Genomic DNA, 13,382 nt, shown 5'->3' with positions numbered 1-13,382 from the left:
GTTTCCAGGCATTTTGTATTGATATTATTTACTTTTCTTTTTTGCAGGCACTTTCAGCCCTTTTTCTCTCGCTTCAGAAATACCGATGGCTACGGCTTGTTTTCTGCTTGTCACTTTCTTTCCGGAAGAAGATTTCAGCTTTCCTTCCTTGAATTCGTGCATAACTTTTCCTACTTTGTCCTGAGCTTTTTCTGAATATTTCGTCTTGCTCATGATTGTTTTTTTTAAGATTTTGGCAGGGATACCCCTAGTTCATAAACTCTGGCATGTTTCAAATATTTTGAACGCTCTCGTGATGTTACCGATTCAAAATGATCATTTTTAATCACAATAATCGGATCTTCCGCATTTTCAATTTCAAAATTGGCTAAATATCTTTCATCGGGTGGAGACTGCTGCTGTTTTGCTTTGATTTTCTGCAGTTCATCCGCATATTTTCTAAACCCGGGATCAGAAGAATGGATAAATTTATATTCATCGCCTGCATACACATAATAATGAAGCTTTTTTTCTATCAATCCTGCTTCATCTGTAATTTCGGGATTATCATTTCCGTCTTTAAAACCTACTTCTACCAATGTACCTCCTTTTTTATGGGCACATTCTTCAGCATCCTTAAAACTGGAAAAACCTGTATAAACAATCTGGTCGTTTAATACGTAACGGTTGAGTTTCTGGTTGTATGCATTCGTTTCCATAATTATTATTTGATTTGATTATACTTAATGATATTCAATTTTTTTGCCAAAAAGCGTATTTGAAAAGCTTTTTTACAGATTTTAATAAAATTATTATCTTTGAAATCCATTACTATTAGAAATGAAAAAACTACTCTTAACTCTTACTGTAGCAGCAGTATTCCATAATGTGTCAGCACAGGAAATCACTTTAGATAAAATATATTCAGGATACTACCGTGGAAAGGGCATTGCCGGAATCACCTCCATGAAAAACGGTGAAAATTATCTTGTTATTGAACCTACGGGAATTGCGAAATATTCTTACAAAACATCTCAGAAAGAAGGAAATCTGGTTGACGGCAAGTTCGAAAGCTATATTTTTTCTGACGATGAATCTAAAATCCTTTTACAAACCGGAAGCCAGCCTATCTACAGGCATTCCTTCCTGGGTAAATTTGATGTAAAAGACCTGAAGTCCGGAAAAGTAATCAGCCTGAATGAAGGAAAACCTGTTCAGGAGCCTACATTTTCACCTGATGCTACAAAAGTGGCCTTCATTTCTGATAACAACCTGTATTATCAGGATCTTGCCTCAGGAAAAATCACCCAGATCACTGCCGATGGTAAAAAAAATGCTATCCTTAACGGATTGGCAGATTGGGTATACGAAGAAGAGTTCGGCCATGCGAGACAATATGAATGGACGAAAAATTCCGACGCCATTGTATTTGTAAAATCTGATGAAAGCCAGGTACCTGAAATTTATATTCCGATCTACGGAAAAAACCTGTACCCTGCCGAAATGCGTTACAAATACCCGAAAGCGGGTGAAAAAAACTCTGTTGTTTCAGCACAGCTTTACCGTCTTGATAACGGAAAAACAATGCAGCTGAGTCTGGGTTCTTTCAAAAATTATTACATCCCGAATGTGTTCCAGACTGCAAAACCGGACGAAATGGTTCTGATCACGTCTGAAAGAATTCAGAATGCTTCAGATATTTTAAAGGTGAATACCAAAACAGGAGCAGTTCAGAAACTATTCACTGAAACAGATGAAAAATGGATCGATACGGACAGCCCTACTTTAGAATTCCTTGAGGACAATTCTTTCCTTTGGGCTTCTGAAAGAGACGGAAACCGTCATCTGTACTGGTATGACAAAGACGGCAAGCTTAAAAAACAGATTACTAAAGGAAACTGGGAAGTAACGGATTACTATGGTTTCAATCCGAAATCTAAAGAAATCTATATCCAGACTACGGAAAAAGGAAGCATCAATAAAGTAGTTTCCAAAGTAAATATTGAAAACGGGAAATCGCAGCTGATTTCCAATGCAGAAGGAAACAACTCTGCCAACTTCAGCAAAAATTACAGTTATTTCATTGAAACATCTTCTACTGCAGCAAGACCTTATACTTACGTTTTAAAAGACGGGAACGGAAAAGCCGTAAAAGAGCTTCAGAACAACAATGACCAGCTACAGAAATTAAAAGCAGATAATTTTGTTGAAAAAGAATTCATTACGATTCCCAATGCTGCAGGTGACCAGATGAATGCATGGGTCATGAAACCTAAAAACTTTGATCCGAAAAAGAAATATCCGCTGTTTATGTTCCAGTATTCCGGACCGGGATCTCAACAGGTTGCCAATTCATGGGATAACGGAAATGCCATGTGGTTCAATCACCTTGTACAGAAAGGCTATATCGTGGCATGTGTAGACGGCCGCGGAACGGGCTATAAAGGTGCTAAATACAAAAAAGTAACTTATATGAACCTTGGAAAATATGAGATTGAAGACCAGATCACCGCTGCAAAGTGGTTCGGAACCCAGTCTTATATTGACAAAAGCAGAATCGGAATGTTCGGCTGGAGCTTCGGAGGGTATATGACCAGTTTGGCAATGACCAAGGGAGCAGATGTTTTCAAAATGGGAATTGCTGTAGCACCGGTTACCAACTGGAGATATTATGATTCTGTCTATACGGAAAGATTCATGAGAACTCCTCAGGAAAATCCGGACGGATATGATAAGAACTCCCCTACAGAATATTCCAATTTACTGAAAGGTAAGTTTTTATTAATCCACGGAACGGCTGATGATAATGTACATTTCCAGAATTCTATGGAATTTTCCGAGGCTTTGATCCAAAACAAAAAACAGTTTGATTTCATGGCCTATCCGGATAAAAACCACGGAATTTACGGTGGCCAGACAAGACCGCAGCTGTATCAGAAAATGACGGATTTTATCCTGAATAATTTATAGGACTGATTGATGAAATCCGTATTTTATTTACTATTTCTGGTATGCTGGTCTGCACTGTTTTCACAGACAGCTGTAACAAATGACGGCAGAAAGGTTATGCTTTTTGAAGATAAGACCTGGAAACCCTATCCTGACAGCCTGGGAAGCTTTACTATACTGGAGGCTTCTACGGCTGGAGATCAAAAGGTAATCCTTTCCGGTAATGGTCAATGGAAATTTATGAATAAAAAAACGGAAGGCTTTTATGAAAATACACTGATCAGCAAAAGCAGGTTTGATTTTCCTAAAACCGCTACATCATTAGCCCAAAGTAAAAGAACAGATGCCGGGTTTTATTATGATCCGAAACAATGGAGCATTACAGAGGAACAGCATCAATATACTCTTGGAGAATTTTCATTGCAGGGGATTGTAAACAAAGATTTACAGGCCTCTTTTGGAAGCTCTCCTGTAGACAGAGAAACTACATTGTATGATATCAGAAATAGCGTTCTCACAAACTTACTGATGAATCCAGGTCATTATAAAATAAGGAAAACGGAATTCAGAACAGTGAACGGGGTGGAAATGTTTTATATACAGTTTCATGATGTAGATTCCGGTTATGATATTATCCGGAACCACTTCATCACCGATGACCTGTATTGTGCAACCCTTACTGCGGGATCTCCGGAGAAAGCCTTTATTACTCATGAAAAAGAAATGCAAAGCTTTATCAATGGCGCTGTAAAAATAAAGACCGCTGATAAGCTTGTTGAAATCATCAATGTACAGGCTCCTTTACCTCCTCCGGTAAGCCAGAAAAATTAAAACCTACTATAAAAATCCCTTTCAAAATTATGGAAGGGATTTTTATTTGTTTTATTAATCATTTGCCCGTGTATTATTTATTTTATCAATTGAAATTAAAAACCTAATTTTGGGAAATTTGAAAATTGAATATATGAAGACTAAACATCCTAAAGGGCTGCCCTATCTCTTTTTTACAGAAATGTGGGAGCGTTTCGGGTACTACCTGATTCTTGGAATCTTTGTTCTGTATGTGATTGAGCCTGCCGGCATGAAAGGAGGCCTTGGATTGCCTGATAAAACGGCTGATGATATTTTCGGGACATATATTGCACTGACATATCTTACTCCTTTTATCGGAGGATTTCTTGCTGACAGGGTTTTAGGATATATCAAATCTATTTACCTTGGTGGTTTCCTGATGGCTGCCGGCTATATAGGAATGGGTGTTTTCAAAGAATTACCTTTATTCTATACTTCCCTGGCGTTGATCATTATCGGAAACGGTTTCTTTAAACCTACTATTTCTACTCTTTTGGGTAATCTATATTCTGAAGAGCCTTACAAAGCCAACAAAGATTCCGGGTACAATATTTTCTATATGGGGATCAATATCGGGGCATTTATCTGTAATATTATTGCGGCCTTTATGCGTAATAAATTCGGTTGGGGTGAAGCGTTTATTACAGCCGGAGTGGGAATGCTGATCGGTATGGTTATTTTTACCATCGGAAGAAAACATTATATTCATGCTGCACAGATGAAACCTGTACAGGAAGGAGATACAAAGCTTTCCGAGATCATGATGAAAGTATTTGTTCCTGCTATTGCTGCCGGAGCTATAGGATGGTTTATTCCCAATAATATTTTTGGAAGTGACAGTACGGATGCCTTTATTTTCGCCTGTATTCCTGTTATTTACTTCTATGCTTCTCTGTACTTTAAGGCTAAGCCTGATGAAAAAGCATCGATTGGTGCATTACTTTCCGTATTCCTGATCAGTATGTTCTTCTGGGCTGTTTTCAAGCAAAATGGTACTGCCTTGACAAGATGGGCTAATTATTATACGGACAGAAGTGTTCCTGCCTCTCTTGAAAAACCGTTAGAAGGCATCTATATGGTGGATGGTAAAAGCTACGAGGATAAAGAAACACCTGTGTATGACAACCAGTTCAGATCTCAAAAGGATGAGAATGGAGACACTAAAAAAGAAACAGGAAAAGACGTTTATTTTAAAAATATCTCTCCTGAACAGCGTGCTGCGCTTGAGAAAAACCCTGAAAGTAAAGTTTATTTATACAATACGGAATTATTCCAGTCTATCAACCCATTCTGGGTAATTGCTTTAACTCCTGTTATCGTAGGTTTCTGGGCACTTCTGAGAAGAAAAGGAAAAGAGCCGTTAACGCCAACCAAGATCGTTCTGGGGCTGTTCATTTCAGGACTTTCATGTCTGGTAATGGTACTGGCAGTAATGGCCGGAGATAACGGGGCTGTAAAAGTTTCTCCTTTGTGGCTTGTAGCAAGTTACGGAGTGATCACAATAGGGGAATTATGCCTTTCACCAATGGGACTTTCTTTCGTTTCCAAACTTTCACCTGCGAGGATCACTGCATTGATGATGGGTGGTTTCTTCCTGGCGAATTCTGTAGGAAATAAACTTTCAGGAATCCTGGCCAGTACATGGTACAATTACGAAAACAAGACAAATTATTTCCTTGTGAATTTCGCTTTGTTAATATTTGCTACCCTTTTAGGTCTTTCCATGTTAAAAAGGTTAAATAAAATCATGAAGGAAAAAGGACACTAATCCTTAATATTATAAAGAATATCAAGCTGCAGATTCATCTGCAGCTTTTTTATTTAAAAATAAAATTAAAAACTTGCCAAAAACCTAAAATAAACTATATTTGTCAGTCTTAACAAAAATTAACAGTAAAAATGGATAATATTGAAGCATTGAGTCCGAAACCGGATGAATTTGTAGAGAATAAGAATTCCAGACATCCAAAAGGGTTATGGGTTCTTTTCGGAACGGAAATGTGGGAGCGTTTCAACTTTTATGGGATGAGGGCACTTTTGACGCTCTTCATGGTAAATTCCTTATTGATAAAAGAAGCAGATGCTGCGATCATCTATGGTGGATTCCTGGCTTTATGTTATTTAACACCTCTTTTGGGAGGATTCATTGCTGATAAATATATCGGAAACAGATTTGCCATTATCGTAGGTGGATCATTGATGGCCATTGGTCAGTTTTTACTATTCATCAGTGCCTCAACTTTCTCTGCTGATCTTGGCAGTGCCAAGCTTATCATGTGGCTGGCTTTATTTGTTATCATCTTTGGTAACGGATTCTTCAAGCCGAATATTTCCTCAATGGTAGGAAGTCTTTATCCGAAGCAGGAAAAGTCTAAACTTGACTCTGCATTCACCATTTTCTATATGGGGATCAACATCGGAGCATTCTTAGGTCAGTTTATCTGTCCTTACGTAGGTGACGTAAAAGATGCTGCAACCGGAGTAAGAGATATTTTTGCTTTCAAATGGGGATTCCTGGCAGCTTCAATTGCGATGCTTATTGGAACTGTAACATTCTTCATCCTTAAAAATAAATACGTTGTAACTCCGGAAGGAAGACCTATCGGAGGATTACCAAAAAATAACAGTACTGCAGATTTCGAAGAAGGAGAATCTCAGACAGCTAAATTCTCAGGGATGTCTTTAGGAATCACTGTAGGTATATTTGCTGTTCTGTTCTTTGTATTCAGATATTTACTGGTAGGAGAACTTGGGTTCAACTCTATGGAGATGGGGCAAATGATCAAAGGAATCATCTATCCGTTCATCTATGCTGCCGGTATTTCCCTGGCATTCCTGATCATGTCTTCTGCTGAAAACAAGGTTGAAAGACAAAGAATCTGGGTAATCTATATCGTTTCATTCTTTATTATTTTCTTCTGGGCTGCATTCGAACAGGCAGGATCTTCTTTAACGTTTATTGCAGATAACCAGACCGACAGAAATATCTTAGGATGGAATATGCCGCCTTCAATGGTTCAGATCTTCAACGGAATCTTCGTGGTTATTCTGGCTGTTCCTTTCAGTTTATGCTGGGATAAGCTTAGAGCGAGAGGAAAAGAGCCTGTATCTCCGTTCAAACAAGCGATGGGATTAGCATTGATCGCTCTTTCTTATTTTATCATTGCGCACAATGTAAAAGATTTAGGAAATTCAGGTTTATTAGCTATCAAATGGCTAATGCTACTTTATTTCATCCAGACTTGTGGTGAGCTTTGTCTTTCTCCAATCGGTTTATCATTGGTAGGTAAGCTTGCTCCCAAGAGATTTGCTTCGTTATTGTATGGTGTATTCTTCATTTCCAATGCTGCCGGCTATGCTTTGGCAGGTTCATTAGGAGCGCTTATCCCTGCAACAGGTGATAAGTTTAAAAAAGCTCAGGAAATAGGAGTTAACTTACAGGATGTTCTGGATAAAAAAGTAACCCTTACAGCTGACCAGGTAGCAGCATTCGAAAAAGCTCAGTTACCATTGCATAACCCTACATTCGTAGGATTTGAGATCCATAATTTATTCGAATTCTTTATGGTATTCGTTGTGCTTTGTGGTATTGCTTCAGTGATTTTAGGTTTACTTTCACCTATCTTAAAGAAAATGATGCACGGTGTCAACTAAGTGTGTTCACAAAATATGAATAAAAACCTCTGCCAAGTCAGAGGTTTTTTTTATTTTCGTATGATGGAAATTTCCGAAGATTCTTTATTCCAATCCGTAAAGGAGATCATTAGGCAGTCGCGCGAAAAGGTTTTTCGAATAGCGAATTCTACTCTACTGCTCACTTACTGGCAGATTGGTAAACTTATTGTTGAAGATGAGCAACAGGGAAAAGAACGTGCGGAATACGGAAAATACACTTTAAGAAATCTCTCTCAGAAGCTTAGTTTAGAATTTGGAAAAGGGTTTGATTATACCAATCTCTCCAATATGCGCAAGTTTTACACTGCATTCCCAATTGTTGACACATTGTCTCAACAATTGAGCTGGTCTCATTACCGTCTGCTTTCCAGCCAGGATGATGAAAACAAAAGACAGTATTATCTCAATGAGGCAGTACAGAATAATTGGAATGTAAGAGATTTAAAAAGGCAGATCAATTCCCTTGCGTACGAAAGAGTTCTTGAACATAAAAAATCACCGGCTAAAAACATCCAGAGCGTTTTAAAAGATCCATATATTTTTGAATTTTTAGGTTTAAAAGCTGATGAACAGTTCTCCGAAAAAGAAATTGAAACGGCTATTATTGACCATATTCAAAAGTTTTTACTGGAATTCGGAAAAGGATTTGCTTTTGTTGCCAGACAGCAACATATTTCAACAGATACATCGGACTTCTACATAGATCTTGTATTCTATAATTACATATTAAAATGCTTTGTCATTATCGATTTAAAAACCGGAGAACTTTCCCATCAGGATATCGGACAGATCGATATGTATGTAAGAATGTATGATGATCTTAAACGTGGCGAAGGAGATAATCCTACCATCGGAATCCTCCTGTGTTCCGAAAAGGACGAAACTATTGTGAAATATTCCGTACTGAATGATAAAAACAATTTATTTGCCAGCAAATACCTGCTGTACCTCCCAAAAGAAGAAGAACTGAAACAAATCATCGACCAGGACAGAATCCGTTTTGAACTGGATCAGAACAATAAAAACCCTTAATTAAAACTTAATCATACATCATTATGAGTGTAACTTTAGATGAAATACAAAATTTCAAAGGAAAATATCCCAGACAGATCTGGAGCCTGTTTTTCTCTGAAATGTGGGAACGCTTCTGCTTCTACGGAATGCGTGGAATGCTTGTTTTCTTTATGATCTCACAGCTCAACTTCCATGAAAGAGAAGCCAACCTTCAGTATGGGGCCACACAGGCTTTTGTATATGCCTTCACTTTCGTAGGAGGTCTTTTTGCAGACAAAATTTTAGGATTCAGAAAATCACTTTTCTGGGGCGGACTTCTGATGATTGTCGGAAGTTTGATTCTGGCAACCGACCCGCACAAGTTCTTTTTCCTGGGCATTGCATTTACCGTAGTAGGAACAGGTTTCTTCAAACCTAATATTTCATCTATGGTAGGCCAGCTTTACAAGCCTAATGATTCAAGAGCGGATGCCGGCTTTTCACTTTTTTATGCAGGGATTAACCTGGGTGCATTATTAGGAGGCTATTTATGTATCGCTATCGGTAAAGGAGAGTTTCTTGGTAATATCATTGCTGAAGAAATGAGATGGCATATTGCGTTTGGATTAGCTTCCATTGTAATGGTGGTGAGCCTTATCAATTTCGTCTTTACGCAAAGAAGACTGGGAACTATAGGACTTCAGCCGGGCCATCCTTTAGCTGAAGTGAAAGCAGCTCCTATTCCGAAGTGGAAAGAATATGGAGTGTATGTTCTGTCATTGATTTTTGTTCCGGTTATTATGACCATGGTGGCCAAAACAGAATATACCGATTATTTTATGTGGACAATAGGCCCGTTGACATTGATCTATTTATTCTATGAAATGTCTAAAGTAACGGCTTCTGAGCGTAAAAAGCTTTGGGCAGCACTGGTTTTCATTATCTTCTCCATTATATTCTGGGGTATTTATGAGCAAAGTGGAGGTTCTTTGAGTATTTTCGCTGCAAAAAACCTGAATAAAGATCTTCTTGGACTGGATCCAAACGGAGTGAACAATTCGGGAGGAGCCTTCTTTATCATTTTCCTGGCACCCCTTATAGGACTTCTCTGGATCTGGCTGAATAAAAGAAAAATTGAACCGAACACGATTATTAAATTCGGTTTGGGATTCATTTTCTTAGGATTAGGATATTATGTCCTGTTTGCCACCCGTTTGTTCGCCAACCTTCAGGGGATCACTTCCCTTAACTTCTTCACATTGGCATTACTGATCATTACCCTTGGAGAACTTTGTCTCTCTCCCATCGGATTATCGATCATGACCAAGCTTTCTACGAAGAATCTTCAGGGAATGATGATGGGAATGTGGTTCCTTGCTTCTGCTTACGGACAGTACGTTGCGGGAATTATCGGCGCCGGTATGGCTACAGCCAAAGAAGGCTCTACCAACTATGATGCTTTAATCACTTATACTGATGGATATAAACAATTAGGATTATACGCTGTAATTGCCGGAGTGGTATTAATTTTGATATCTCCGTACGTGAAAAAATTAATGCAGGATGTAAAATAAAAAATAAGTAATTATGCTTATTTTTACGTAAATATCAAATTATGAAGAAAATTTTAAGCATAGTTCTCTTATTACTATTAAATTTCAGTTTCGCCCAGGTAAAATGGATGACCATTGAAGAAGCTTTAAAAGCTCAAAAGGAAAATCCTAAAAAAATCCTTATTGATTTTTATGCAGACTGGTGCGGCCCATGCAAGATCATGGATAAAAAAACATACGGCCATCCTGTAATAGCTCAGATCTTAAATGAGAATTATTATCCCGTAAAGTTTAATGCAGAAGAGAAAAAAAGTCTTGAAATTTTTGGAAGAACATTTTCAAATCCCAATACCGAACAGAAGAAAGGAAGAAACTCCCTGCACGAATTTACCCAGTATATGAACGTAGGAGCTGTTCCGAGTACTGTTTTTCTGGATGAACATGGTGACCCGATTACCATTCTTCAGGGGGAATTGTCTGCAAAAGAACTGGAACCTTACCTGGAGCTGATTTCAAAAGATCTTTTTAAAAAGATCAGAACCCGGGAACAATGGGAAGATTACCAGAAAAAATTTAAATCTAAAATCAAAGATTAAATACACAAAAAGGCTTTCAGGATCTGAAAGCCTTTTTTCATGCCTCAATTTTTAATATTTTGGAGGGAAAAATTTCAAATCCCAGCTATTTTCCCGAAATTAGGGCTCGTTTTTCAAATGACATTAGATACTTCCATAGAATACGTAAAAGGCATAGGTCCGGAAAGAGCCAAACTCATCAAAGGAGTATTGGGGCTGTCTACTGTAGAAGATATGCTCAACTTCTATCCTCTCCGCTATTTAGATAAAAGCAAGGTCTATAAAGTATCACAACTTCAGGAAGAGAGCAGCCAGGAGATACAGCTTAAAGGAAGAATCACCCAGGTTCAGGAAATTCAGACCGGAAAAACCAAAAGATTATCTGCTAAATTCAATGATGAAACCGGAAGTATGGATCTTGTATGGTTTCAGTATTCAAAGTGGCTGAAAGAACAGCTACCCATCAACAGAGAGGTTTATATCTTCGGGAAAATCAATGTTTTCAACCGTCAGTTTTCGATGCCACATCCGGAAATTGAAACGGTAGAAGAAAAGAAAGAGGGAGATACCCGGCTGAAGCCTATTTATCCCAGTTCTGAAAAACTGACCAAAAGAGGACTTGGCCAAAGATTCTTTCAGAATGCTCTGAAGAATATCTGCAAAGAGATCCCGAATCTTATTGAAGAAAACTTCCCGGAATACCTGATGAAAACTTTCAAGTTGATATCCAGGCAGCATGCTTTTCTCAACGTTCATTTCCCAAAGGATCTGGAACATTTTAATAAAGCTGATTTCCGGTTAAAGTTTGAAGAATCTTTCTTTTTTCAGCTGGGATACGGTTTGAAAAAGCTTAATCATAAAACCCAGTCCTATGGTAATCCCTTCCCTATCATTGGGGATCATTTCAACGGCTTTTATGAGAACCATCTTCCTTTTGAGCTCACGAATGCCCAGAAAAGGGTTTTAAAGGAAATCCGGATGGATATGAAAAGGCCGATCCAGATGAACAGACTGTTGCAGGGAGATGTAGGCTCAGGAAAAACAATGGTGGCATTACTTACGATGCTTATCGCTATGGATAATGGCTTCCAGAGCTGTATGATGGCCCCTACCGAAATTCTTGCCCAGCAGCATTATAATGGAATTAAAGATCTTCTTGAAAAAACGGAAATCAATGTCCGCCTTCTGACAGGCTCTACCAAAGCTGCCGAAAGAAGGATTATCCATGAAGAACTTGAAAACGGAAGTCTTTCTATTTTAGTGGGAACCCATGCCGTCTTGGAAGATAAAGTGAAGTTCAAAAATCTTGGTCTGGCCATCATTGATGAGCAGCACCGGTTTGGGGTAGCGCAAAGGGCAAAATTATGGGCTAAAAACAAAATACCTCCCCATATTCTGGTGATGACGGCTACGCCTATTCCAAGGACGCTGGCCATGAGTTTTTATTCCGATCTGGATGTTTCTGTGATTGATGAAATGCCGGTGGGAAGAAAACCTATCATTACTGCTCACAGACGTGAAAAAGACAGGCTTTACGTTTATAATTTCTGTAAGGAGGAGATTAAGAAAGGAAGACAGGTTTATTTTGTATATCCATTGATTGAGGAATCTGAAACTCTTGATTATAAAAACCTGATGGAAGGCCTGGAGCACGTCATGGATTATTTTTCAGACTACAATGTAACGATGCTTCATGGGAAAATGAAACCTGATGAAAAAGATGCAGCCATGGCTTATTTTGCTTCGGGAAAGGCTGAAATTATGGTAGCCACTACGGTAATTGAGGTAGGGGTAAATGTTCCTAATGCATCTGTAATGGTGATTGAAAGCTCCGAAAGGTTTGGTCTTTCACAGCTTCATCAGCTCAGAGGACGTGTAGGAAGAGGTGCTGAGCAAAGCTACTGTATCCTGATGACTTCTGACAAATTATCTAAGGAAAGCAGGACCCGGATCAAAACAATGACCGAAACGAATGACGGTTTTAAAATATCTGAAGTAGACATGCAGCTCCGGGGACCCGGTGATATTCTGGGAACCCAGCAAAGTGGGGTCGTAGATTTCAAAAGACTGGATCTCGTTAATGATTCTGCCATCATCAAAACGACAAAAAATACAGTTGACAGAATTCTGGAAGCTGATCCTATGCTGACAAGACCAGACAATATGATCATCAGGAATTACTACATCCGGTATTATAAAGGCAAAAATAAGTGGAGTAAAATTTCATAAAAAAAACCGCAGAAAAAATTTTCCTGCGGTCCCCTTATAAAACTGTTATTTAGAAGAAATTACTTTTGGTCTTGTAAAAAAATTTATTTTAATAGCTCAGGCTTAATATTTTGTGATGTGGTGTGAAAATATTTATTTATTATTTGAATATGGTAATGGCCCTAACTATTAAAATAAATTATAAAAAACAAAATGAATTATTTTTCCAACTTGCTTATTATAAAAACTAACTGCGTATAGTGGAGATGAGGGAATGAAACGAATAAAAATACCTCCAACTATCTTGAGTTTTCATGATTGTACCGTTTTGTTTAAAGATCTTCTGTGCTTTAAAATTGGAAATCAATATAATTCATTTTGTTAACTAACATCGTGATTTATATAATATCTTGTTTTTCCTGAAACAATTGCCTTCCATTCATCTGTATCTTCTTCTATATAGTCAAATTTGTGTCACTGAGCTTACTGATACAAATGTCAGGATATTAATTGAAATCCATTTTATATTATTTTAATTTTTAGTTATAAAATTTTCACCTATTTGTGAATAGTATGCAATAAATACCATTTTATTCCC

Annotated in this window: 10 protein-coding genes; 8 read left to right on the top strand and 2 right to left on the bottom strand. The window is 38.0% G+C overall.

The genetic code is table 11. The annotated features are described in order from the left end of the window. Positions 1–24: 24 nt before the first annotated feature. Complete coding sequence (locus BBI00_RS20040; protein WP_065400615.1) at positions 25–213, bottom strand: DUF6496 domain-containing protein; 189 nt, start codon at positions 211–213, stop codon at positions 25–27. A gap of 11 nt (positions 214–224) precedes the next feature. Continuing rightward, the gene (locus BBI00_RS20035) at positions 225–698 is read right to left on the bottom strand and encodes a hypothetical protein (protein ID WP_065400614.1); all 474 of its coding nucleotides are present in this window, start codon (positions 696–698) and stop codon (positions 225–227) included. Between the two features lie 121 nt (positions 699–819). On the opposite strand from BBI00_RS20035, the gene BBI00_RS20030 reads away from it, so the two are divergent. From BBI00_RS20030 to recG, 8 genes are all read left to right on the top strand, one after another. Next, complete coding sequence (locus BBI00_RS20030) at positions 820–2,949, top strand: S9 family peptidase (protein WP_065400613.1); 2,130 nt, start codon at positions 820–822, stop codon at positions 2,947–2,949. A gap of 9 nt (positions 2,950–2,958) precedes the next feature. Next, positions 2,959–3,759, top strand: a complete 801-nt coding sequence (locus BBI00_RS20025; protein WP_065400612.1) for a hypothetical protein — start codon at positions 2,959–2,961, stop codon at positions 3,757–3,759. A gap of 133 nt (positions 3,760–3,892) precedes the next feature. Continuing rightward, positions 3,893–5,548, top strand: a complete 1,656-nt coding sequence (locus BBI00_RS20020; protein WP_065400611.1) for a peptide MFS transporter — start codon at positions 3,893–3,895, stop codon at positions 5,546–5,548. A 131-nt stretch (positions 5,549–5,679) separates the two neighbouring features. Further along, positions 5,680–7,434: a peptide MFS transporter gene (locus tag BBI00_RS20015; protein ID WP_065400610.1), complete on the top strand. Its 1,755-nt coding sequence runs from the start codon at positions 5,680–5,682 to the stop codon at positions 7,432–7,434. Between the two features lie 60 nt (positions 7,435–7,494). Next, the gene (locus BBI00_RS20010) at positions 7,495–8,487 is read left to right on the top strand and encodes a PDDEXK nuclease domain-containing protein (RefSeq protein WP_065400609.1); all 993 of its coding nucleotides are present in this window, start codon (positions 7,495–7,497) and stop codon (positions 8,485–8,487) included. A 23-nt stretch (positions 8,488–8,510) separates the two neighbouring features. Beyond that, positions 8,511–10,022: a peptide MFS transporter gene (locus BBI00_RS20005; protein ID WP_065400608.1), complete on the top strand. Its 1,512-nt coding sequence runs from the start codon at positions 8,511–8,513 to the stop codon at positions 10,020–10,022. 41 nt (positions 10,023–10,063) lie between these two features. Further along, the gene (locus BBI00_RS20000; RefSeq protein WP_065400607.1) at positions 10,064–10,597 is read left to right on the top strand and encodes a thioredoxin family protein; all 534 of its coding nucleotides are present in this window, start codon (positions 10,064–10,066) and stop codon (positions 10,595–10,597) included. A gap of 117 nt (positions 10,598–10,714) precedes the next feature. After that, positions 10,715–12,805, top strand: coding sequence for an ATP-dependent DNA helicase RecG (gene recG, locus BBI00_RS19995; RefSeq protein ID WP_065400606.1), 2,091 nt, complete (start codon positions 10,715–10,717; stop codon positions 12,803–12,805). Positions 12,806–13,382: the final 577 nt, after the last annotated feature.

Origin of the sequence: Chryseobacterium arthrosphaerae, assembly GCF_001684965.1 — a bacterium.
In the GTDB taxonomy this organism is placed as follows: domain Bacteria; phylum Bacteroidota; class Bacteroidia; order Flavobacteriales; family Weeksellaceae; genus Chryseobacterium; species Chryseobacterium arthrosphaerae.
This window is presented reverse-complemented; position numbering and strand designations above follow the sequence as displayed.